The sequence below is a fragment of the Paracoccus binzhouensis genome (assembly GCF_016446475.1).
GTDB classification, from domain to species: Bacteria; Pseudomonadota; Alphaproteobacteria; order Rhodobacterales; family Rhodobacteraceae; genus Paracoccus; species Paracoccus binzhouensis.
This window is the reverse complement of record NZ_JAEHFP010000001.1, coordinates 61,609-84,427: the sequence shown is the minus strand read 5'-3', so window position 1 is coordinate 84,427 and position 22,819 is coordinate 61,609. Positions and strand designations below refer to the sequence as shown.

Sequence of the window (22,819 nt, the reverse complement as noted above, 5' to 3'; positions counted from 1 at the left end):
AATGCTGACGCTCGACCTGACCAACGCCCCGCGCTGGCACGATCTCGCTCCCGGTGTGCGCGTGCAACTGCGCCCGCTGACCACCGCGCTGATGGTGGCGACGCGCAGCGATTCCGCCGTCGAGGCGGTGCCGAACGAGGCGTCCGACGAGGAACGCGCAGTGGCCTTCGCCAAGGCGCTGGCCCGCCGCGCGGTGCTCGCCTGGGAGGGCATCGGCGAGGCGGACGGCAAGCCGATCGACCCCAGCCCCGAGGCCATCGACGCGCTGCTTGACGTCTGGCCGATCTTCGAGGCCTTCCAGCTGACCTACGTCTCCAAGGGCCTGCTGCTGGAGCAGGAAAAAAACGCCTCCGCGCTCTCGCCGAATGGTCCTTCGGCGGGGGCGACCGATATTGCGACGCCTGCCAAACGGCCTGCGAAGACTGCCCGGCGCGGCTGAACCGTCCGGAAACTCCGGAGGGTTGGCAGGTCTGGGACCTGGTCGGCCGCCTCGGCGGCCAACTCCGGGTTCTGCCCGGCGCAGTGATCGGCTGGGACATGACGGCGGCGCTGGCGCTCGGTGACGCGCTCGGGGTCCCGTCGCTCGCCATGGCCGAACTGCTGCCCGTCATCGAAGCGGTGATGGTCGCCAAACTCAACGAACAGATGGAACGTCCCAATGGCTGAAAAACGCGTCAGCGTCCGCCTTGCGGCGGTCGGCGGCCGGCAGGTGCGCGCCGAACTGGAAGGCGTCGGCGAAGCCGGTGCCCGAGGCTTCGGACGGCTCAGCCGGGAGATGGACGCTGCGAACGCCCGGCTCGCGGCCTTCTCGCGCCGGGTGCGCGTGGCCGCAGCAGCCGCCGTTGCAGCGGCCGCCGCCGCTGGCGTGGCGATGATCCGCTCGGGCCTGCAGACCGTCGATGCGCAGGCCAAGCTCGCACAATCGCTTGGCACGACCGTCGCCTCGATCCAGACGTTGGAGCGCGCGGGCGAATTGGCTGGCGTCTCGATGTCCGGCATCGAGCAGGCCACCAAGGATCTGACGCGCCGTCTCAGCCAGGCGGCCGCCGGGACAGGTCCCGCCGCTGACGCGCTGGCTCGGTTGGGCCTTTCCGCCAACGACCTGATCGCGCTGCCGCTGGACCAGCGTGTGGGTGCGATCAACGCCGCCATCGAGAACTTCGTGCCCGCGGCCGAGCGCGCCGCCGTCGCGGGACAGCTCTTCGGCGAGGAAGGCTCCATCGCAATGTCGCGCATCGATACCGCGACGCTGCGACAGGCGACCGAGGACGTGCTCGCCTTCGGTGTTGTCGTCTCCGAGCAGGATGCCGACCAGATCGAGCGCACGAACGACGCGATCTCGCGCCTCGGGCTGATCTGGCGCGGGCTGTCGAACCAGCTGGCCGTCGCCGCGGCGCCGGCGCTCGAGGCGGTCGCCAACGCCATGGCGGCCATCGCCAGCCGCACAGGGCCGCTCGGCATCGCCATTCGCGGGCTCTTCGACAATATCGGCCGCCTGACGACCTACGCCGTGAGCTTCGCGACCTTCCTCGCGGGCCGCTGGGTCGCCGGGCTGGCCGCCGCCGCCCTGTCGGTCCGTGGGTTCGCCACCGCGCTGGTCGTCTTGCGCGGGGCGCTGATCCGCACAGGCATCGGCGCGCTGATCGTTGGCGTGGGCGAGCTGATCTATCAGCTTTCCCAGCTCGTCGCCCGCGTGGGCGGGGTCGGCGAAGCCTTCCGGCTGCTCTCCGATTTGGCCTCCGAGGTCTGGTCGCGCATCGGGCTCGCGCTCGACGCCGCACTGGCCCGCATGGCGGCCGGATGGGAGGGGTTGAAGGCCGCCGCACTCTCGGCGCTAGACGGCACCATTGCGGGTGTCGTCGGCTTCGGGGACCGCACAGTCGCGATTTTCCAGGGGGCCTATGATGGCGCGGTGGCGATCTGGGGCAGCCTGCCGGGGGCCATCGGCGATTTCGCCTACCAGGCGGCGAACGGTCTGATCGGCGGGGTGGAGGCGATGCTGAACGGCGTCGTCACCCGCATCAACGGCTTCATCGAGACATTAAACGCCGCACTGGCCCTGCTGCCCGAATGGGCGACCGGCGAAGGCGGGGTGCGGATCGGCACGCTCGATCCGGTCGACCTGAGCCGGATCGACAACCCATTCGAGGGCGCGGCAACGGCGGCGGGTACCGCAGCAGCCGATGCGTTTTCCGCCGCGCTCGCCCGAACCTATATCACCCCGCCCGATCTCGGGCTCGGCGCCATGGCGGATGACGCGCGCGCCCGGGCAGATGCCTATCGCGAGGCTGCGGGCATGCTGACCGATGCCGCGACCCGGCCGCTTGCTGCCTGGCAGGCGCTGAAGGATGCCGTGACCGGGTCCGGCACGGAGGCTGAAACCGCGCTGACGGACGCCGCGACCTCCGCCGATGCACTCGCGGCCGGGCTCGACGACACCACTGCCGCTGCCAATGGTGCCGGAGGTGCTGCCCGCGATGCGGGAACCGCCGCTGGCGAAGGAGCCAAGCGTGCGCTGACCGGATGGCAGGCGGTGACGGCGGCCCTCTCGGACTATGCCAGCCGGGCGCGGGAGATCGGTGGCGATATCGGCCAGAGCCTCGTCAGCGCCTTCCAGTCGGCCGAGGACGCGGTCGGTGAGTTCGTGAAGACCGGCAAGCTGAAATTCCGCGATCTGGTGACCTCGCTCATCGCCGATCTGGCGAAGCTCGCGGCGCGGCGCTTCATCCTCGGTCCCATCGCCAACGCGCTCTCGGGCGCGCTTGGCGGCGCGGGCGGGATCTTCGCCAATATCCTGCACGCGGGCGGCATGGTCGGCACGTCGGGCCCCTCGCGCATGGTCCCGGCCATGGCCTTCGCCGCCGCGCCCCGGATGCATTCGGGCGGCGCTGTCGGTCTTCGGCACGACGAGGTGCCCGCGATCCTGCAACGGAGCGAGCGGGTGCTCTCGCGCCGCGAGGCGCAGAGCTACGGTGCTGGCGGCGGGATCAACGTCACCATCATGGCCCGCGACGCCGAGAGCTTCCGGCAATCCCGCACGCAGGTCGCGGCGGACATCGCCCGGGCGGTCTCGCTCGGGCGCCGGGGGATGTAACCCATGGCGTTCCATGAGGTCCGGTTCCCGGACAACATCAGCCGAGGCGCGCGCGGCGGGCCCGAACGGCGCACCCAGATCGTCGAACTTGCCTCGGGCGACGAAGAGCGCAACGCCAGCTGGGCCAATTCGCGCCGTCGCTACGACGTGGCCTACGGTATCCGCCGGGCCGACGATCTAGCCGCCGTGGTTGCCTTCTTCGAGACGCGGAACGGTCGCCTCCATGGCTTCCGGTTCAAGGACTGGGGCGATCACAAATCCTGCCTTCCCTCGGGCACGCCTTCGCCGACCGACCAGGCGATCGGCACCGGCAATGGCGCGACGACCGCCTTCCAGCTGGTGAAGCGATACGCCTCGGGCAGCCAGTCGTGGGTGCGGACCATCACCAAGCCGGTCGCGGGCTCGGTCACCATCGCCCTGAATGGCGCACCGCAGGCGTCTGGCTGGTCCGTCGATACCACGACCGGCGTCATCACCTTCACCACCCCGCCGAGCGCTGGCGTCGCGGTCACCGCAGGCTTCGAGTTCGATGTCCCGGTCCGCTTCGACACCGACGTGCTCGACGTGACGCTCGACCTCGAGCGGCTGGGCTCGATCACCTCCATCCCGCTTCTGGAGATCCGACGATGAACGACGAAACCGGATTTCTGGCGGCAGCGCTGAAGGAACTGCTCGCCTCCACGGCGGTGATCCTCGCCGCCTGGGGCGCGCTCGGGGGGGCGACCAATGCGCTGACGACGAAGATGCGGCTGCGCGATGCGCTACGCCACATCCTGCTTGGCGGTCTGATCGCGGCCGGGATGGGCAGCCTGTCGATGGCGATCATCACCCGTTGGCTCGGCCTGCCGCCCGAGGCGATCCCGGCCGGGGGCGCGGCCGGATCGGCGGCCTATCTGGTCGGCGTCTTCGGTCCCGCCTTCATCGAGGTGCTGCTCGCCCGTCTGCGCCATGCCGGGAAAGGCGATGGCGATGCATGACCTTCTCCGCCTCGCGCGCTCCCTGCGCTGCGACCCGTCCGATCCCGGCCAGGCCTTCCGCCACCGGCTGGGCGTCGGCATCGCCATCGCCGCGCTGATCCTGATCCTCTCGCTTCTGGGGTGATTTCCATGCAGATGACTGACCGGGGGCTGCTGGCCCTCGTCCGGCACGAAGGCATCGTGCCCGGACCCTACACGGATGTGAAACAGGTCTGGACCTCCGGCATCGGCCACACGGCCGCAGCCGGTCTGCCCGATCCCGCCACAATGCCGCGCGGCATGCCCGTTGATCTCGATGCCGGGATCCGCGAGGCGTTCCGGGTATTCCGCGCCGATCTCACGCGCTACGAGGCCGCCGTCCTGCGTGCCGTGAAGGTGCCGCTCGAACCGCACGAATTCGATGCGCTGGTCTCGTTTCACTACAACACGGGCGGCATCGCCAAGGCGGCGCTGACCCGGCACCTGAACGCGGGCGACCGGGCAGCTGCGGCAACAGCCTTCATGGGTTGGCTCAAACCCGCCGCGATCCGCCCGCGCCGCGAGGCAGAACGCGATCTCTTCGCCACGGGCCGCTATCCCGCCGGAACGATCCCCGTCTGGTCGGTCGACCGCAACGGCCGGGTCGATTTCTCGAAACCGATCCGGCGTCTGACCGAGGGCGAGGCGCTGGCGCTACTTCGGCCGTCGACTGCGTCGGTGCCGACGCAATCCGTTGTCGCTCCGCCGTGGTGGCGGAGGCTGTTGGACCACTTCAAAGGAAAGGCAACATCATGAACTGGAACCTTGCGCGTGGGCTGATCTACCTTGCCTGTCTGGCGGCCTCTGGTCTGGCGATGGCCGGGCTGGCGGATTTCGATCTGGCGACCGGCACCTTCGACTTGAGGCCCTTCAACATCTACGCGCTGACCGGCGCTGGCGGCGGTGTCGTCTCGTCCGCACTGGCCTCTCTGGCGTTGCTTCGCGGCTGGGGGCGGAAGTGAAATCCCTCTCGCCCGCGCTGCAGGCCCATCTCGATGAGGGCACGACGACGCTCGGCTGGTGCTGGCGGATCGCCCGGGCTGACGGCGTCACCTTCGGCTTCACCGACCACGACCGCACGCTGAGCTTCGACGGCACGGAGTTCGAACCGGAAAGCGGACTGACCGCCTCCGAGGTGCGCTCGGGCTCGGACCTGTCGGTCGATGCGCAGGACGCGGAAGGCGTGCTGACCTCCGACCGCATCACCGAGACCGACATTCTCGACGGCCGCTGGGACAACGCGGCGGTGGAGGTCTGGCGGGTGAACTGGGCCGACACCGCACAGCGTGTTCTGATGCGGCGCGGGGCCATCGGGCAGATCCGGCGCGGGCGGCTGGCCTTCGTGGCCGAGATCCGCTCGCTCGCCCATGTGCTCGGGCAGACGGTCGGGCGGACGTTTCAGGGGAGCTGCGATGCCGCGCTGGGCGATGCGCGCTGCGGCGTGAACCTTGACGCCCCGGCCTTCAAGGGGACAGGCGCAGTGATCGATGTGCTGCGCGATCGGTCTTTCACGGCATCCGGCCTCGGTAGTTTCGCGGCGGGCTGGTTCGCCTTCGGGCTGGTCGAATGGTCGACCGGTGCGAACGCCGGGCGGCGCGTCGAGGTGCTGTCGCATGATTTGGTCGATGGCATCGCCATCCTGACCCTGCTCGAAGCCCCGGTGTGTCCGATCACGGCGACGGATGCTTTTGTGGCCCGGGCGGGCTGCGACAAGCGGATGGCGACCTGCAGCGCGAAGTTCGCCAATATCGCGAACTTCCGGGGCTTCCCGCACATCCCAGGCCAAGATGCCGTGCTGCGCTACGCCACCAAGGACGGCGGCCACGAGGGGGCGGTTCTGTGACCGCGCCCGTCTCGACGGCCGATCCCGCCCGCGTCATTGCTGTCGCGCGGTCCTGGCTCGGCACACCCTATCACGACCAGGCCAGCCTGCGCGGGGTCGGCTGCGATTGCCTCGGCCTCGCGCGTGGCATCTGGCGCGAGGTGGTCGGGCCCGAGCCGTTCCTGATCCCGCCCTACAGCCGGGACTGGGGCGAGACCGGGCCGCGCGAAGTTCTGGCGGAGGGCGCACGGGCGATGATGCCGGAGATCGCACCCGCAGATGCGCCACCCGGCGCGTTGATCCTGTTCCGGATGATGCCGCGCAGCATCGCCAAGCATGTCGGAATCCTCACCGGCCCCGACACCTTCCTGCACGCCTACGAGCGCCTCGGGGTCATCGAGGAATCGCTGACACCGACATGGCGACGCCGCATCGCTTTCGCCTTCCTGTTCCCCGCACACTGAGATTTTTCCATGGCGACGCTTGTCCTCGGTGCTGTCGGTTCCGCCATCGGCGGGGCCTTCGGTGGCGCGATCCTCGGCTTCTCTGGCGCTGCCATCGGTGGCTTCATCGGCTCGACCATCGGGTCGGTGGTGGACAGCTGGATCGTGTCCTCGCTGGCCCCGGCGCAGAAGATCGAAGGGCAACGGCTGGATTCCCTGCGGATCACGTCCGCCACGGAAGGCGCAATCATCCCGCGCCTCTACGGCCGGATGCGGATCGGCGGCAACATCATCTGGGCCACGGATTTCCGCGAGGAGACGAAGACCACGACACAGGGAGGCGGCAAGGGCGGGGGCAGCGGAAGGGTCCAGACGACTGAGTATCTGTACTACGCCAGCTTCGCAGTCGCCCTGTGTGAAGGCCCGATCACCGGCATCGGCCGGATCTGGGCCGACGGCAAGCCGCTCGACATGACGGGGATCACTTGGCGCTGGTATCCGGGGAACGAGACCCAGGGGGCTGATCCGTTCATATCGGCGAAGATGGGGTCGGCCAACACGCCCGCCTATCGCGGCACGGCCTACGTTGTCTTCGATGAACTGCCGCTTTCCACCTATGGCAACCGCCTGCCGCAACTGTCATTCGAGGTATTCCGGCCACTCGCGGATCCCGACACCGCCGAGGGGCTGGTGAAGGCGGTGACCATGATCCCCGCCTCGGGCGAGTTCACCTATGCGACGGAGGCCATCCGCAAGACCGTCGGCGCCACGATGACGGTCTTCGGCCAGACGACCGGCGGCACGACCTCGGCCGAGAACCTGAATGCGTTGCCCGACGAGGCCGACATCGTCGTGGCGCTTGATCGGCTGCAGGCCATGGCCCCGGCCGTCGAAAGCGTCAGCCTGGTCGTTGCCTGGTTCGGCGATGACCTGCGCGCCGGGAATTGCACGATCAAGCCCGGCGTCGAGGTGGCGACAAAGGTCACCAGCCCCAAGGTCTGGACGGTCAACGGGGTTTCCCGCTCGGCTGCCCATCTCGTCAGCCGCGATGCCGAAGACCGGCCGGTCTATGGCGGCACGCCTGCGGATTTCGCGGTGGTGCAGGCGATCCGCGAGATGAAGGCGCGCGGGCTGAGGGTGACGTTCTATCCGTTCCTGCTGATGGACGTGCCGCCCGGCAACACGCTGCCGAACCCCTATTCCAACAACGCCGCCACGCCGAGCCAGCCCAGCTTCCCCTGGCGCGGGCGGATCACCTGTTCCCCGGCGGCAGGCTACACCGGGACCGCGGACAAGACCGCCGCCGCCGCAACGCAGGTCTCGGCCTTCTTCGGCGCGGCGACCCCAGCGCAGTTCGCAGTATCGGGCGACAGCGTCAGCTGGACCGGTCCCTCCGGCGATTGGGGCCTGCGCCGGATGATCCTTCACAACGCCCATCTCTGCGCCGTCGCGGGCGGGGTCGATGCCTTCCTGATCGGCACCGAGATGCGCGGACTGACGACGATCCGGTCGAGCGCCAGCGCCTATCCCGCCGTGACGGCCTTCAAGGCACTGGCGGCAGACGTGAAGTGGGTCCTCGGCCCGGTCACCAAGGTGGGCTACGCCTCGGACTGGTCCGAGTATTTCGGGCATCAGCCGGGCGATGGAACAGGGGACGTGTTCTTCCACCTCGACCCGCTCTGGTCCGATGCCAACATCGACTTCATCGGGATCGACAACTACATGCCGCTCTCCGACTGGCGCGACGGCTTCGAGCATGTAGATGCCCTTCAAGGCTGGCCCGCCATCCATGATCGCGGCTACCTGCAGGCGAACATCGCAGGGGGCGAGGGCTTCGACTGGTTCTATGCATCCGCCGCCGACAGGTCGGCCCAGATCCGCACGCCGATCACGGATGGCGCTGCAGGCAAGCCATGGGTCTTCCGCTACAAGGATCTGCGGGCCTGGTGGTCGAACCCGCATTTCAACCGGCCAGCAGGTGTCGAGAGCGGCACGCCCACGGCATGGGTGCCGCAGTCCAAGCCGATCTGGTTCACCGAACTCGGCTGCCCTGCCATCGACCGGGGCACGAACCAGCCGAATGTCTTCTTCGACCCGAAGTCGTCGGAGAGCTTCACCCCGTATTTCTCCCGCGGCTGGCGCGACGACGCGATCCAGCGCGCCTATCTCGAGGCCAGCTATCTCTGGTGGGGCCAAGGGGCGAACAACCCGACGTCGTCCGTCTACGGCGGCCGGATGGTGCATGTCCCAGAATGCGCCGCCTGGACCTGGGACGCGCGACCCTATCCGTTCTTCCCCGAACTGACCGGTGTCTGGACGGACGGCCCGAACTGGCGGCTTGGCCACTGGCTGACCGGACGCTTGGGCGCGGTGTCACTGGCGGCCCTCGTGCGCCACCTCTGCCTGCGCGCGGGACTGGCGGAAGACCTCATCGACGTTTCCGGTCTCTGGGGCGCGGTCGAGGGCTATGTGATCGGCGCGCTGGAAAGCCCCCGCGCGTCGATTTCCACCTTGGCACGGCATTTCGGATTCGACGCCATTGAGACCGAGGGCGTGATCCGCTTCGTCAGGCGCGGCCGGGCATCGCTCGCCACGCTGTCCGTCGACGATCTGGTCGCAAGCCGTGAAGGCGAGGCGCTGGAACTGGTTCGCGCGCAGGAGACCGAACTGCCCCAAGCGCTGAAGTGGCAGGTTGCGCGGGCGGATGAGGACTATGATGCCGCGCTGGTAGAAGCGCGGAGGATCACAGTCGACACCACCCGCATCTCCTCGGAAAGTTTCCCGATGGCGATCCCGCCAGAAGAGGCCGAACGCCGCTGCCGCCGTGCGCTGATGGAGGCCTGGATCGGCAGGGAAAGCGCCACCTTCCGCCTGCCGCCCTCGCGGCTCGCTCTCGATCCAGCCGACGTGATCCGGCTGGCGCATGACGGTCGCGAGGTCGAGTTCCGCCTGGTGTCTGTCGCCGACGCCGAAGCGCGCGGGATCGAGGCCGTGCGCCAGGACCGCGCAGCCTACGACCTGCCGCCCGGCAATCCGCGCCCGGCCTCGCTGGCCAGCCCCCTCGTCTTCGGGACGCCGGAAGTGGTGATGCTTGACCTGCCGCAGATCAGCGAAGACGTGGCCGCGCATCGGCCCCTGATCGGCGCCCATGCCAGCCCATGGCCGGGCGAGATCGCCGTGTTCCGCAGCGCGTCCACCGACGGGTTCAACCTCCTGACCACCTTCGGCAGTCGCGCGCGGATCGGTACGCTGGCCTTCGACCTCTTTCCAGGGCCGACCTCACGCTTTGATCTCGGCAACGCACTGGTGGTCGATCTGCTGTCGGGCACGCTGGAAAGCGTGACGGACGTCGCCCTGTTCGGTGGGGCCAATGCGCTGGCAGTCGAGAGCGCCGCTGGCCAATGGGAGATTGTCCAAGCGGGCGCGGTCGAACTGATCGCCCTCGGCCGCTATCGCCTGACCCGCCTCCTGCGCGGCCAGCGCGGGACGGAAATTGCCAGGGGCAACCCCGCCCCCGCAGGGGCACGGGTGGTCGTGCTGGATGCTGCGCTGGTCTCACTGCCCATCGCCGAAGGCGACCTCGGACTGCCGTGGAACTGGCGTGTGGGCCCGGCCGCGCGTTCTGTCACGGATGACAGCTATGCCGCGCTGGGCTTCACCCCGACCGGACGCGGTCTTGTCCCCTTCGCCCCGGTCCATGTCGAGCAGCCATGGCGAACGACCCGCAGCCCCGGCGATCTGACCATCCGCTGGACGCGCCGCTCCCGCGCGCTCGTGGCCGATGCCTGGGAACAGGTCGAGGTACCACTGGCCGAGGACCTGGAAAGTTATGATGTGCAGATCCTCGACGGGACGACCGTCAAGCGCACGCTGACCAGCAGCACGACCTCCGTCCTCTACACTGCCGCCCAGCAGACCGCCGATTGGGGCGCGCCGCTGGGGCCCGGCCAGACGCTGGCGATCCGCATCTTCCAGCTCTCGAACCGCCTCGGCCGCGGCACGCCCGCGTCCGTGACCCTCCAGTTCTGACGGAATTTCCCATGTGCGACACCACGACCCATCTGGGCCTGCCCTACCTTCTGGCAGCCCAAGCGCAGAAGCATGTCACCCACAACGAGGCCCTGCGCCTGCTCGATGCCATGGTGCAGCTCTCGGTCCTCGACCGCACGCGCACCACGCCCCCGGCCAGCCCCGCGGACGGCAACCGGCACATTGTGGCCTCCGGCGCAACGGGCCTCTGGGCGGGATGGGATCTGAACATCGCCTTCTGGGTCGATGGCGCATGGATCCGCCTCGTGCCGCGCACCGGCTGGCTGGTCTGGGTCGCGGCCGAGGGCCTCTTCCTCGTCTGGACCGGCAGCGCCTGGGAGGTGGTGGGCGAGCCGCGCGATGTTTCGGATGCCGTGTTCAGCTTGGTGAACGATGCGGACCCGACAAAGAAGGCCACCTTCTCGCTGGCGGGGATCAGCACGGCCACCACGCGCAGCTTCACGCTGCCGAACACCTCGTCCGAACTGGCGATCCTCGCGGGGACGCAAACTTTCACCGGTAACAAGACGTTTTCGGGGACACTAACAGCATCCGGAACCGTGACGGTGTCTGCGGCCAGCGCCTCGATCGGCACGGCCACGACGACCGCCACCTACGGGATGGGCACAGGGGCCACGACGACGGGCGTGACCAAAACCGTGAACATCGGCACCGGCGGCGCGTCAGGATCGACCACCGTCGTGAACATCGGCTCTGCCACCGCTGGGGCGGGGGGCACGACGGTGGTGAACACGCCCACGGTCACCTTCGCCAATGCGGTGACGCAGGTCGGAATGCCCCAAGCGAACCTGACCGCGCAGCTTCTCGGCCTCGGTGGGGCCACGGCAGACAGTTACAACCGGATTTCGGTGAACACGCCTGCGGTGCTGCTGAACAACGCAGGCGCCGGTATAGAAGCGACTGTGAACAAGGCGGCCGCCGGCAATGATGCGGCCTTCGCCTTCAAGACCGGCTTCTCCGTCCGCGCGCTGATCGGGTTGCTCGGCAACGACGACTTCAGTTTCAAGGTCAGCCCTGACGGATCTACCTTTTTCGACGCCATCCGCATCGACCGAACCAGCGGCCAGGTAGAACTGCCGCAGCCGACGGTCCTGCCGGGCCTCAGCGCCGCGCCGACCCCGCCGCCCGCAGGGAAGGCCTCGGTCTATGCGCGCAACCGCGCCGGGGCGCCGTGGATTGATGTGATGCGCCCCTCGGGCCGGGACTTTCCGCTCCAGCCGCATTTCGGGGTGAACCGCATCGCCAACTGGTCGCCGTCGGTCAGCACCACGATCACGACAGAAGGCCTACCGATCACCTCGGTCGGCACCGTCTCGCATCCGACGCTGGCCGCCACGAACCTGGCCGCCAGCATGCGCCGCTGGCGTCTGACCTCAGCAGCGGTTGTGGACTCGGTGGCCGACCAGCGATCCGCAGGCTGGGCATGCTGGCGCGGGAACGCGGTGGGCCTCGGCGGCTGGACCTTCGTGACGCGGATTTCGCTGACGACACTGCAGGCGACCGGGATGGGGTTCTTCGGCCTCTACGGATCGACCGCAGCGCTGGCCACCACCCTGACGCTCGCCGCAGCCATCAATTGCATCGGCATCGGCTTCCAGCGCGGCACCCACACACGCTGGCAACTGGTCACGAACGATGGCACCGGCGCGCCGACGCTGACCGACATGGGGGCGAGTTTCGCCATCGCGACGGGTGGGGTGCTGACGCTCTTCATCGCCGCGCCGCCGAACGGAAGCTCTGTCTGGGTGCGGGTGGTCGACGAGGTCTCAGGCGCGGTGTTCGAGCAGGAGATCACCGCCGACCTGCCAGCCGCCGCGCAATTCCTGTCGCCGCGGCTGTTCCTGAACACAGGCGCCACGGCCGTTGCCGTCGCCTACGACTGTGCTGGGGCCTATCTGGAGACGGATTTTTGAGCCACAACCGTTATCAGTTCACTAGCGGATCAAGGAACCGATAGCCAATCCCGGGTTCCGTCGCGATGAACCGGGGGTTCGCGGCATCATCGCCAAGCTTCTGCCGCAACTGGCGGATATAAACCCGCAGATACTGGCTGTCCTCGGCATGGGCGGGGCCCCAGATCGCCCGAAGGATCATCTCCTGTGTGACCAGTCGCCCCCGATGGCTCGCCAGCATCCACAGCAGGTCGAACTCCCGCCGCGTGAGGTGAAGGGGTATTCCGTCCATCGTGGCGGAATGATCGACGGCGTCGATTGTCAGCGGGCCAACCGTCAGAACAGACGGCACAACCTCGGTGCTGCGATCACGCAGCAGGCCACGGATCCGGGCAAGAAACTCCTTCACACCGAAAGGTTTGACCACATAGTCCTGTGCGCCCGCATCTAGCGCCTCGACCTTGTCGCTCTCATCGGCGCGGACCGACAGGATCAGGACAGGAACCGGGCTCCAGCCCCGCAGGTCGCGCAGCACGGACAGGCCGTCGGCATCCGGAAGGCCCAGGTCGAGCACGACCAGCGCCGGCGCCTCGCGGGCCGCCATTGCTAGCCCTTCGCGCGCGGTGCCTGCCTCGATCACGCCATAGCCTTCGGCTTCGAGCGCCACACGCAGAAAGCGGCGGATCGGAGCTTCGTCATCGATGACAAGGATACGGGCAGGGACACTCACGCAGCGACCTCGGGGTTGTGGAAGGGGAGTGCCATCACGATACGCGTGCCGGTGCCATCGGGCCAGCCGGTCTCGGCACGGATCGTGCCGCCCATCGCCTCTACCAGCCCTTTGCAGATGGCAAGGCCAAGGCCGGTGCCCGCGCGCTGACGGTCGCCCCCGGCCACGCGGTAGAACATGTCGAAGACACGGGCCTGATCCTCGGGCGGGATTCCGGGGCCGCGGTCTGTCACCGAAAGCTCCACGCGCACTCCCTGCAATCGGGCGGCGATGCCGATGGCGGTGCCCTCGGGCGCGTACTTGGCGGCATTGTCGAGGATGTTCACGAGCACCTGTTCCAGCAGCACCCCGTCGGCGAGGATCAGCGGGAGATTTGGCGCAAGGTCCACCTGCAGATCATGACCGCGCAGGATGGCCTTCGTCCGCGCTCGTGCGCCCCCAACGATCTCGGCCACGTCCTGCGGGGCCAAGCGAGGCTTCAGCGCACCATGGCCGAGGCGCGTCATGTCGAGAAGGTTCTGCACGTAGCGGTCGAGCCTCTCACCCTCCTCGCGGATGTTCTCGGCCAGATCGCGGCGAGCATCCTGGGGCAAATCGGCTTCCGCCAGGTGGCCAGCAGCACCAATGATCGTCACAAGGGGCGTGCGCAGGTCGTGGCTGACCGAGTTCAACAGAGCCGTTCGCAGACGTTCAGTCTCAGTCGCAAGCTGGGTGGCGGCAAGGTCTTCGGTCAGGCGCAGCCGTTCCAGCGCCAGGGCTATCTGGTCGATCAGCGCATCGAGGAGGCGGCGGTCGGTGCGTACGAGCTGGCGGTCGTCGGCATAGGCAATGCCAAGGACGCCAAGCCGCCGGTCGCCAGCAACCAGCGGCAGGAAGAACCACCGGGCGGTGGGCAAGGTGTCCGATCCCCGGCCAGCTGCTTCGCCTTTCTCCCAGGCGAACTGCGCAGCAGACTGGTCGCGGACGTCCAGCCGATCCTCGGGCGGAAAGCCCCCCACCACCCGCAACTCGGCCCCGCGCGGCATCAGAAGCACCGCCTCGCAACGCAACGTCGTCGCCACATGGCTGACCGAGGCCCAGACGACATCGTCAGCCGTGGCTGCGGCGGCGACACGGCGGCTGAAGTCGTAAAGCTTGTTGGTGCGGTCGGCGATGGCGGCCTGTGCATCCACCCGGGCGCGCAGGCGGGCAGCGAGGTTGCCGGTGACCAGCGAGGCCGCGAGGAACAGCCCCAAGGTCAAAAGCTCGCCCTGCCGCGAGACGTGGAAGGTATAACGCGGGTGGGTGAAGAGGAAATTGTAGGCCATGAAGCCCAGAACGGCCGCCGCAAGGGCAGGCCCCAGCCCGCGGCGGCTGGCCACCACCACCACCGCCGTCATGTAGATCACGCTGAGGCTGGCCACCGGAAACAGCTGTTCGGCGGCCCAGGAACAGGCCGAGGCGATGGCGACGGCCAGCACCGCCTCGCCCCATGCCTTTGGCTCTGACGCCAGACGCGGCAGGCGGAAACGGCTGGCCTTCGGCTTTTCGTCCGGTTCCGAGGCGACGGTCACCTCGAACGGCCCTGCCTTGCGCAGGACATCGGTCGCGACGTCCTCGGACGCCCACTTCGCCCAGAACGGCCGGGGCCGCGGGCGGCCGATCACGATGCGGCGGACGTTGCGGGCCTTCGCAAAGTCGAGGATCGCTTCGGCTACGTCGTGCTCTGCCTCCAGTGTCGCCAGTTCGGCACCAAGCCGTTCGGCCAGGCGCAGGCTGCCCGCCAGCCGGTCCTTGTCAGCCTCGGGCAGCGCCTCCATCCGCGCCTGCGCCACGTTCACCGCGATCCATTCAGCGCGCGCCCGGTCGGCGCTGCGCTTGGCCACGCGGATCGCCTCGCGCGCGGCGGGGCTTTCGTTGATGCAGACGAGGATGCGTTCCTGCGTGGGCCATGGCCCGGCGATGGCGTTCGCGGCCATGTGTTCGCGCAGTTGCGCGTCCACCCGGTCGGCGGCGGCGCGCATGGCAAGCTCGCGCAGCGCCGTCAGGTTGCCCTTGACGAAGAAGGACGACAGCGCGCGGGCCGCCTGATCGGCGGGATAGACCTTGCCCTGCTTCAGCCGGTCCACCAGTTCATCCGGCGGCAGGTCGATCAGCTCGATCTCGTCGGCCGACCCCAGCGCGCCGTCGGGCACGGTTTCGCGCACGCGGACGCCGGTGATGCGGGCCACCGTCTCGTTCAGCGTCTCGATGTGCTGGATGTTCAACGTGGTGTAGACGTCGATCCCGGCGGCAAGCACCTCTTCGACATCCTGCCAGCGCTTCTCGTGGCGGCTGCCATCGGCGTTGGTGTGCGCGAGTTCGTCGATCAGCGCCAGATCGGGCTTTCGGGCCAGAAGGCCGTCAAGGTCCATCTCGGTCAGGGCGCGGCCCTGATAGATCACGGGCTTGCGCGGCAGTTGCGTAAGGCCCGCGAGCTTTGCCTGCGTCTCGGCCCGGCCATGCGTCTCGATCAAGGCGGCGACCACGTCGCGGCCTTTCTCCGCCTCGCGGTGCGCATCATCCAGCATCGCCCAGGTCTTGCCGACCCCCGGGGCTGCGCCCAGAAAGACCTTTAGCCGACCCCGCCCCTCACGCGCGGCTTGCGTGAGAAGTGCTTCAGGAGAGGGGCGAATTTCGGCATCGGGGGTCATTCGGTGGCTTGTCCTTCCCCTCCAGCGGGCGGCATCGGAAAGGCTTCGTCAAGCGCGATGTTGGTGAGCAGCACATTCACCCGCGGTTCGCCGTAAAGGCCGAGGAGCGGGCCTTCGGTTGTGGCTTCGATCAGTCGCCGCACTGCGCCCTCATCCACGCCCCTCGCGGCGGCAATCCGACCAACCTGGGCCAGCGCGTTTTCCGGGCTGATGTGCGGATCAAGACCAGAGCCGGAGGCGGTAACCGCGTCGATAGGCGCGGTTGACCCGTTTGCCGCCTCCCATGCCGCGCGGCGCTCTGCGACCGTGGCGATCAGCGTGGCCGAGGTTGGGCCGAGGTTCGATGCGCCGGTTCCGGCAGCATTCCAGTCACTGGCCGAGGGACGCGGGTGCAGGTAGCCCGCCCCGGTGAACGGCTGCGCGATCACGGACGACCCGATGACGGCGCCATCTGCTTCGATCAGGCTGCCATTGGCGACGGCGGGGAACAGCGTCTGCGCGGCGCCGGTCATGATCAGCGGATAGGCCAGACCCGTCAGCAGTGTGAAGAACGCCGTCAGGGCGATGGCGGGGCGAAGGTGGGTGAGCATGTGTCTCTCCTTCAGGCGAGGTTCAGGGCGACAAGGGCCGCGTCGATGGCCTTGATCCCGATGAAGGGCACGATCAGGCCACCCAAGCCGTAGATCAGAAGGTTCCGGCGCAGCAGTGCGGCAGCGCTGGATGGACGGTAGGCGACCCCGCGCAGGGCAAGCGGCACCAGCGCCACCAGGATTAGCGCGTTGAAGATCACCGCCGACAGGATGGCCGAGGTGGGCGATGCCAGCCCCATGATGTTCAGCGCCCCCAGCCCCGGATAGGCCGCAACGAAGATTGCGGGCAGGATGGCGAAGTATTTCGCCACGTCATTGGCGATGGAGAAGGTCGTGAGCGCCCCGCGGCTGATCAGCAGTTGCTTGCCGACCAGCACCACCTCGATCAGCTTCGTCGGGTCGCTGTCCAGATCGATCAGGTTCGCGGCCTCTTTCGCCGCCGGGGTGCCTGCGTTCATCGCCACGCCGACATCGGCCTGTGCCAGCGCGGGCGCGTCGTTCGACCCGTCGCCGCACATGGCAACCAGCCGCCCGCCCGCCTGTTCGCGGCGGATGAGGTCCAGCTTCATCTCGGGCGTCGCCTCGGCGAGGAAGTCGTCCACCCCCGCCTCGGCGGCGATGGCTGCGGCGGTCAGGGGGTTGTCGCCGGTGATCATCACCGTGCGGATGCCCATGGCGCGCAGCTCGGCAAAGCGTTCGCGCACGCCGGGTTTCACGATGTCCTTGAGGTGGACCGCGCCGAGGATTTCGGTCCCTTCGGCCACCAGAAGCGGCGTGCCGCCCGACCGCGCGATGGCATCGACCTGCGCCTGCAAGGGCTGCGGCGGGGTCTTGCCCGTCAGCCGGATCACTGCATCCGTCGCGCCCTTTCGGAACGTCCGGCCATCAGCGTCCAGCCCCGAAAGCCGCGTCTGCGCCGTGAAGGCGACCGCCTCGGCGCCCTTGGGCATGTCGGGAACCGATCCCAGCACCTCACGCGCCTTGTCCACGATGGATTTGCCCTCGGGCGTCTCGTCGGCCAGCGACGCCAGCGCCGCCGCCTCGGCCAGCCGCGCCAGCGCGACCCCCGGCGCGGGGATCAGCGCATCGGCCATCCGGTTGCCGAAGGTGATCGTCCCGGTCTTGTCCAGAAGGAGCGTATCCACATCCCCCGCCGCCTCGACCGCGCGGCCGGATTTGGCGATGACGTTGGCCTTGACCAGCCGGTCCATGCCCGCGATGCCGATGGCACTGAGGAGGCCGCCGATGGTGGTGGGGATCAGCGTCACGAACAGCGCGCCCAGCACGACCACCGGGATCGTGGTGCCGGAGTAGCTCGCGAAGGCGGGCAACGTGACGACGACGAACAGGAAGATCAGCGTCAGACCGACCAGCAGGATGTTTAGCGCGATCTCGTTCGGGGTCTTTTGCCGTTCGGCCCCTTCGACCAGCGCGATCATGCGGTCGAGGAAGCTTTTCCCCGGCTCGGCGGTGACCCGGATGACCAGCCAGTCCGACACAACCGTGGTGCCCCCGGTGACGGATGACCGGTCGCCCCCTGCCTCACGGATCACTGGCGCGCTTTCACCGGTGATGGCGCTTTCGTTGACCGAGGCCACGCCCCGCACCGCCTCGCCATCCGCCGGGATGATCTCTCCGGCGGCAACATGGACGAACTGGCCTGCCCGCAGCGCGGTCGAAAGCGTCTCGACACCCGTGGCGGGATCATCCTCTGCCGCAGCCAGCACCCGCACCCGCGTCTCGGACTTCGTCGCGCGCAGCGTATCGGCCCGCGCCTTGCCGCGGCCCTCGGCCTGGGCCTCGGCGAAGTTGGCGAAGAGCACGCAGAGCCACAGCCAGGCCGCGATATGCAAGGACGTGCCCGCGCCCGGCACGCCGGACAGCAGGTCGCGAAGGCCCAGGATCGTGGTCATCGCGGCCACCACGGCGGTCACGAACATCACCGGGTTGCGCCACAGGCTGCGGGGATCCAGCTTGGCCACGCTGGCCCGGATCGCCGCCGTGTAAAGGCCGCTCAGGTCGGCCGTCTTTTCATGTTTGGACATCTCTGGTGCCTCAGAAACTCTGCCCGGCCAGCCGCGCGGTCTCTTCCGCGATGGGACCAAGGGCGAGGACAGGGAAGAAGGTCAGCGCGCCGAGGATCAGCACGGTGAGGATGAGAAGCGTCACGAACAGCGGCCCGTCCGTTGGAAAGGTGCCTGAGGTGACAGGGGCCTGTGGCTTGCGCACCATCGACCCGGCAATGGCCAGCATCGGGATGATGATGGCATAGCGCCCCAACAGCATGATGATCCCAAGTGCCGTCGTGTGCCATTGCAGCGCCGCGCCCCAGCCGCCGAAGGCGCTGCCGTTGTTCCCGGTGGCCGACGAATAGGCATAGAGGATCTCGCTCATCCCGTGCGGCCCGGGCTCCTGCACCGCCGCCAGCGCCGCAGACACCGTGGCCGCCACAGCCCCGCCCACCAGGATGCCCAAGGGCATCGACAGGAAGGCCAGTACCGCCAGCGTCACCTCGCGCCCCTCGATCTTGCGGCCGAGGTATTCGGGCGTCCGCCCCACCATCAGCCCGGCCAGGAACACGGCGAGGACGACGTAGAGGAGCATCCCGTAGAGCCCCGCGCCGACCCCGCCGAAGATCACCTCGCCGATCTGCATAAAGACCAGCATCACCAGCCCCGAGAGCGGCATGAACGAGTCGTGCATCGCGTTGACCGATCCGTTCGACGCGGCGGTGGTCTGGGCCGCCCAGAGCGCCGACAGCATCGCGCCAAACCGCTGTTCCTTGCCCTCCATGTTCGCGCCTAGCCCTAGGGCGGGGTTCCCCGCAACTTCGTAGGCATGGATCACCGCAAGGCCTGCCACGAACATCACCGCCATGGCGGCAAAGATCGCCCATCCTTGCCGCCGGTCCCCGGCCATGCGGCCGAACAGGAAACAGAAGGCCACCGGGATCAGCAGGATCGACAGGCTCTGCGCCATGTTCGACGAAATCGTCGGGTTTTCGAACGGATGCGCCGAGTTTACGCCAAAGAAGCCGCCGCCATTGGTGCCAAGCTGCTTGATCGCGATCTGCGCTGCGGCGGGGCCGCGTGCGATGACCTGCTCCTGGCCCTCGATTCCTGTTGCAACCACTGCGCCCTGCAACGTCTGCGGCACGCCCTGCCACGCAAGGAACAGCGCCAGCACCACCGATAGGGGCAGGAGGATCCACAGGACCGACCGGGTCAGGTCCACCCAGAAGTTGCCAAGCGTCGCCCCCTTGGGCGCCACAAAGCCCCGGATCACCGCCACTGCCACTGCCATGCCTGTGCCAGCACTGACGAAGTTCTGCACCGTCAGCCCGGCCATCTGGCTGAGATAGCTCAGCTGCGCTTCGCCCGAATAGGCCTGCCAGTTGGTGTTGGTGACAAAGCTGACAGCGGTGTTGAAGGCGAGGTCGGGCGCCATGCCGCCGATGCCGTCGGGGTTCAGCGGCAGCGTGCCCTGCGCCCTGAGCAGGACGTAGAGCACGACAAAACATGTTGCGTTGAAGGCTAAGACAGCCAGCGCATAGGCCCCCCAGCCCATGCCTCGGTCGGGCGCGGCGCCGCTCAGGCGCAACAGCGCCGCCTCGGTCCGCAGCAGCGCCGAAGGCAGGCTTCCGGAATAGACGCGCGCCATCCAGATCGCGAGCATCCAGGCCAGACCAACAAGCGCGGCGAAGTAAGCAAAGTAGGAAAGCAGGGTCATGATGCGGCACCCCTAGAACCGGTCGGGCCGCAGCAGCGCCGCGCCAAGATAGACGAACAGGCCCGCTGCTACGGCGAGCCCTACGATCAGATCGAACATGATGCCGCCCTCACAACCGCTCGGCGGCACGGATGCCGAAGGCGAAAGCCGCGAAAACAGCGAGGCCGAGAACGATGTAGAGAAGGTCCAGCATTGCAAGGCTCCCTAGGTTGCTGTGCCAGACACTGCAGTAGCGCTGCGTAAAGGCTCCATGCGAGATCGTGCCGGATCGCGTAAGGAACGTGTAAAGCGAGCCATCTCAGGCTCTCACGGGCTGGCTCTTGCCGTATCTGAACTCGTCAACGACGACGCGGTCCTGCGGAAGCTGGCCGAGAAGGAGGGCTCTGGAAGTGGAGAAGGTTCGACGTCAGACCCGCGCCCTCCGCCACATTCAGATACTGAATCCGACCAAGGGCCCCGATTGGGGCCTTTTTTCTTTTTGTTTCAAAGGGCGTTGGCAGGGCCTTCCGCCTTTCGGAGACTGGGCGCTTGACGCGGAATGGGTCTCCGAATGGCCTGCGTCTCTCTTCGAGCGCCCCTCGACGGTCACGGGACGGCGTAAAACATCCTCGCATTTCCAATGGGTTGCCGCGTTCATGGGGTCGTCCCTTTCGCGAGATAATCCGGTGGCGGAGACTGACACGAAGGCGCAGGGCGGTCAGAAGGACGGCTCTGTGGCGGCCGATCCCAAGTCCGGCGGCAGCGTTCGAAGCGAGCCAAGACCCTGCCAGAAGTCTCTGATGACAAACAGACTTCGCGCCATAGCCTGGCGCAATGTCGAACGGCGCGTGGACAGATGAAGAGAACGACCTGATCGTCGCGGATTACTTCGCGATGCTGGCCGACGACATCTCCGCGCGCCGCTACAGCAAGGCCGAACACCGTCGCGCGTTGCTGCCGCTGCTGAACGACCGGTCCGAGGGGTCTGTCGAGTTCAAGCACCAGAACATCAGTGCGGTGCTGAAGGGCCTCGGCGAGGACTGGATCCCCGGTTACAAGCCCGCGTTCAACTTCCAGATGACCTTGGTGGATGCCGTGGCGCGGTGGCTGGCGCTGAACCCGGCCTGGCTCGGGCGCCAACCGAGGCTGCAAACCGCCGCTGGCCTACGCGACGCGCGCATTCACCCAACACCCTGAAATCGCAGAGACGCGCGACGTCCTGACCTGGCCACGAGAAGGCGCCGGACGCCTGGCCGCAAGGCAGGCGTCCGATGTCCTTCGCGTGGCACGAGATCCAGGAACAGAACGGGACCAGAACAAGAAAGTGATAACCAGAGTGATAACCCCCTTGACCGTGACGGATGAAAACCCTAGCAAACGCGAGGCTCCGGCGGGTTGGCGGAGAGGTTACGCAGCGGATTGCAAATCCGTGAAGACCGGTTCGATTCCGGTACCCGCCTCCAAGTCTTTTCAAACGCTTGTGTCATATCGGGCTTTTCTCTCATTCCGGCGTTTACAGTTTCGTTCACTTTGCGCCCCCTTTCGCCTGGGCGAGCTTGACCAGAATGCCGTCCGATTCATCGGGCGGGACGTGGGCGTAATGCTCGATCACGGCTGCCGCGTGGCGGACCGACCAGCCCATGTGCGCCGCGATTTCGGCCAGCGTAAGCCCGGCGTTCAGAAGACGGGTGGCGGCCGTTCCCCAGGTGTTCTGAAGTCACGAGTCATATCCTAGAGCTTCGGGTGTCAGACCCGGCTTGTTGCGCCAGCAGCGCAGGTCGTCTGAGGCATGACGACCGGTCATGGGTCGGCCGCGGTCACTCACCAGGATCAACATGCGGTCGGCCGGCATGGTGTCGATCAGCCCGGCCATGGCCGGCATGACGGGGATCGACATCCTTCCAGTGCTTGTTCTACGGCATCTCTTTCGCCCGCCGTGCGGCTTCATGCACCGTCGGCGGGTAGAAAAGTTCCACGCATCCACCTCGACATTGACCGCGTTCGCACTGCCCTGCCGATTGCCATGCACATGGCCGAACAGGTGCAGCCTGCCCTTCCGGGCGTGGTTCCAGGTCATCATCGGATGGTGGCAGAGCGTCACCGGCCGGTTACTGGCGGGGTCGTCCACCTCCACCAGCCATGACAGGCTGACCATGGCAGCGCCTGGATCGGCGGACCGTCGTGCTTGCCGACCACCAGATGCGTGCCGGGCAGTCGGTCGAAGATGCTCCGCAGCCAGTCCTCGTTCTTCGCCTTCGGCCCGAAGGCGAAGTCGCCGACGAGCCAGAAGTCGTCATCCGGCTCGACCTTCTCCCACAGCCGTTCGATCGGCGCCGCCTTCATGTGGCCGGTATCGCGAAGGGACGGCCGGCGCTGGGGATGGGGTCGTCATGCCCGGAATGCGGGTTTACGGTGTATCAGTAGATCATCGTTACAGATCCAGACGGAAGGGAAGCGGCTTGTGACCCGGCAGGGGAGGCGCGGTGAACGCCTATCGGTCGCCGCAGCCATCGATCCAGCCGCCGCGCACCAGCAGCCGGTCAAGTGCCCAAGCAGCCAGCGTGTCGATCTGCCACCGGAACATCTCCAGTGCCGCGAGGTGGTCGCCATCGTCCCCGATCCGGCGCGGGTCTGGGCAGAGAACACCCGCAAACAGTGAATCGAGAATGCGCGCTGCCATGAAATCCGAGGCCGGGTTGTCGCAGACCTCGGAGCCGTCGCCGTTGTCAATGAAGGCCAGACTGCTGCCGAACTGCTCGTGCAGCGTGGCGGCCTGGCCATCGACATCCACGTCATGGAACCCGGCGATGCAGAAGTCGGAAA

Annotated in this window: 21 protein-coding genes, 1 tRNA gene and 1 pseudogene; 14 read left to right on the top strand and 9 right to left on the bottom strand. The window is 67.6% G+C overall.

Features of this window, described 5'->3' with window-relative positions:
• The first annotated feature begins 1 nt into the window (after position 1).
• From I9P22_RS00385 to I9P22_RS00335, 12 genes are all read left to right on the top strand, one after another.
• The gene (locus tag I9P22_RS00385) at positions 2–439 is read left to right on the top strand and encodes a hypothetical protein (RefSeq protein ID WP_199257454.1); all 438 of its coding nucleotides are present in this window, start codon (positions 2–4) and stop codon (positions 437–439) included.
• A gap of 98 nt (positions 440–537) precedes the next feature.
• On the top strand, positions 538–666 hold the full coding sequence (locus I9P22_RS24775; protein ID WP_269846610.1) for a DUF7697 family protein: 129 nt from the start codon (positions 538–540) through the stop codon (positions 664–666).
• Positions 659–3,094 (top strand): phage tail tape measure C-terminal domain-containing protein, encoded by a 2,436-nt coding sequence (locus tag I9P22_RS00375; protein ID WP_199257453.1) that lies wholly within the window; start codon positions 659–661, stop codon positions 3,092–3,094. The genes I9P22_RS24775 and I9P22_RS00375 overlap by 8 nt, the downstream gene beginning before the upstream one ends.
• 3 nt (positions 3,095–3,097) lie before the next feature.
• Complete coding sequence (locus I9P22_RS00370) at positions 3,098–3,724, top strand: DUF2460 domain-containing protein (protein WP_147427897.1); 627 nt, start codon at positions 3,098–3,100, stop codon at positions 3,722–3,724.
• On the top strand, positions 3,721–4,071 hold the full coding sequence (locus tag I9P22_RS00365; protein ID WP_058248933.1) for a hypothetical protein: 351 nt from the start codon (positions 3,721–3,723) through the stop codon (positions 4,069–4,071). Before I9P22_RS00370 ends, I9P22_RS00365 begins: the two co-directional genes overlap by 4 nt.
• Positions 4,064–4,195, top strand: coding sequence for a hypothetical protein (locus I9P22_RS24770; protein WP_269846609.1), 132 nt, complete (start codon positions 4,064–4,066; stop codon positions 4,193–4,195). Before I9P22_RS00365 ends, I9P22_RS24770 begins: the two co-directional genes overlap by 8 nt.
• A gap of 5 nt (positions 4,196–4,200) precedes the next feature.
• Positions 4,201–4,845 carry a lysozyme gene (locus I9P22_RS00360; RefSeq protein ID WP_199257452.1) on the top strand — a complete coding sequence of 215 codons (645 nt, stop codon included), beginning with the start codon at positions 4,201–4,203 and terminating at the stop codon, positions 4,843–4,845.
• Positions 4,842–5,051 carry a hypothetical protein gene (locus tag I9P22_RS00355; RefSeq protein ID WP_041375644.1) on the top strand — a complete coding sequence of 70 codons (210 nt, stop codon included), beginning with the start codon at positions 4,842–4,844 and terminating at the stop codon, positions 5,049–5,051. The genes I9P22_RS00360 and I9P22_RS00355 overlap by 4 nt, the downstream gene beginning before the upstream one ends.
• The gene (locus tag I9P22_RS00350; protein ID WP_199257451.1) at positions 5,048–5,932 is read left to right on the top strand and encodes a DUF2163 domain-containing protein; all 885 of its coding nucleotides are present in this window, start codon (positions 5,048–5,050) and stop codon (positions 5,930–5,932) included. Before I9P22_RS00355 ends, I9P22_RS00350 begins: the two co-directional genes overlap by 4 nt.
• Positions 5,929–6,375 carry an NlpC/P60 family protein gene (locus tag I9P22_RS00345; protein ID WP_199257450.1) on the top strand — a complete coding sequence of 149 codons (447 nt, stop codon included), beginning with the start codon at positions 5,929–5,931 and terminating at the stop codon, positions 6,373–6,375. Before I9P22_RS00350 ends, I9P22_RS00345 begins: the two co-directional genes overlap by 4 nt.
• A gap of 9 nt (positions 6,376–6,384) precedes the next feature.
• Entirely contained in the window at positions 6,385–10,383 is a 3,999-nt protein-coding gene (locus tag I9P22_RS00340) for a baseplate multidomain protein megatron (RefSeq protein ID WP_199257449.1), read from the top strand.
• A gap of 11 nt (positions 10,384–10,394) precedes the next feature.
• Positions 10,395–12,317: a DUF2793 domain-containing protein gene (locus I9P22_RS00335; RefSeq protein ID WP_199257448.1), complete on the top strand. Its 1,923-nt coding sequence runs from the start codon at positions 10,395–10,397 to the stop codon at positions 12,315–12,317.
• Between the two features lie 13 nt (positions 12,318–12,330).
• Here I9P22_RS00335 and I9P22_RS00330 read toward each other — a convergent pair whose 3' ends face one another.
• From I9P22_RS00330 to kdpF, 6 genes are read right to left on the bottom strand one after another with little or no spacing between them, the layout of a single operon-like run.
• Positions 12,331–13,026 carry a response regulator gene (locus I9P22_RS00330; RefSeq protein WP_199257447.1) on the bottom strand — a complete coding sequence of 232 codons (696 nt, stop codon included), beginning with the start codon at positions 13,024–13,026 and terminating at the stop codon, positions 12,331–12,333.
• Positions 13,023–15,698, bottom strand: coding sequence for a sensor histidine kinase (locus I9P22_RS00325; RefSeq protein ID WP_199257446.1), 2,676 nt, complete (start codon positions 15,696–15,698; stop codon positions 13,023–13,025). Before I9P22_RS00325 ends, I9P22_RS00330 begins: the two co-directional genes overlap by 4 nt.
• On the bottom strand, positions 15,695–16,288 hold the full coding sequence (kdpC, locus tag I9P22_RS00320; RefSeq protein WP_155046057.1) for a potassium-transporting ATPase subunit KdpC: 594 nt from the start codon (positions 16,286–16,288) through the stop codon (positions 15,695–15,697). Before kdpC ends, I9P22_RS00325 begins: the two co-directional genes overlap by 4 nt.
• A gap of 11 nt (positions 16,289–16,299) precedes the next feature.
• Positions 16,300–18,333 (bottom strand): potassium-transporting ATPase subunit KdpB, encoded by a 2,034-nt coding sequence (gene kdpB / locus I9P22_RS00315; protein WP_155046058.1) that lies wholly within the window; start codon positions 18,331–18,333, stop codon positions 16,300–16,302.
• A gap of 10 nt (positions 18,334–18,343) precedes the next feature.
• Complete coding sequence (kdpA, locus tag I9P22_RS00310; protein ID WP_155046059.1) at positions 18,344–20,017, bottom strand: potassium-transporting ATPase subunit KdpA; 1,674 nt, start codon at positions 20,015–20,017, stop codon at positions 18,344–18,346.
• A 12-nt stretch (positions 20,018–20,029) separates the two neighbouring features.
• Entirely contained in the window at positions 20,030–20,215 is a 186-nt protein-coding gene (gene kdpF, locus I9P22_RS24425) for a K(+)-transporting ATPase subunit F (protein WP_230383177.1), read from the bottom strand.
• Positions 20,216–20,830: 615 nt separating this feature from the next.
• On the opposite strand from kdpF, the pseudogene I9P22_RS00300 reads away from it, so the two are divergent.
• Together I9P22_RS00300 and I9P22_RS00295 are read left to right on the top strand one after the other, a co-directional pair.
• Positions 20,831–21,190: pseudogene (locus I9P22_RS00300) on the top strand (DUF3883 domain-containing protein); the annotation flags it as partial.
• Between the two features lie 195 nt (positions 21,191–21,385).
• Positions 21,386–21,459: transfer RNA gene (locus I9P22_RS00295), tRNA-Cys, on the top strand.
• Between the two features lie 254 nt (positions 21,460–21,713).
• Here I9P22_RS00295 and I9P22_RS24420 read toward each other — a convergent pair.
• From I9P22_RS24420 to I9P22_RS00280, 3 genes are all read right to left on the bottom strand, one after another.
• On the bottom strand, positions 21,714–22,151 hold the full coding sequence (locus I9P22_RS24420) for a metallophosphoesterase family protein (RefSeq protein ID WP_233253102.1): 438 nt from the start codon (positions 22,149–22,151) through the stop codon (positions 21,714–21,716).
• The gene (locus I9P22_RS24415; RefSeq protein WP_233253101.1) at positions 22,094–22,339 is read right to left on the bottom strand and encodes a metallophosphoesterase family protein; all 246 of its coding nucleotides are present in this window, start codon (positions 22,337–22,339) and stop codon (positions 22,094–22,096) included. The genes I9P22_RS24420 and I9P22_RS24415 overlap by 58 nt, the downstream gene beginning before the upstream one ends.
• A gap of 148 nt (positions 22,340–22,487) precedes the next feature.
• Positions 22,488–22,787 carry a hypothetical protein gene (locus I9P22_RS00280; protein WP_199257444.1) on the bottom strand — a complete coding sequence of 100 codons (300 nt, stop codon included), beginning with the start codon at positions 22,785–22,787 and terminating at the stop codon, positions 22,488–22,490.
• Positions 22,788–22,819 lie beyond the last annotated feature (32 nt).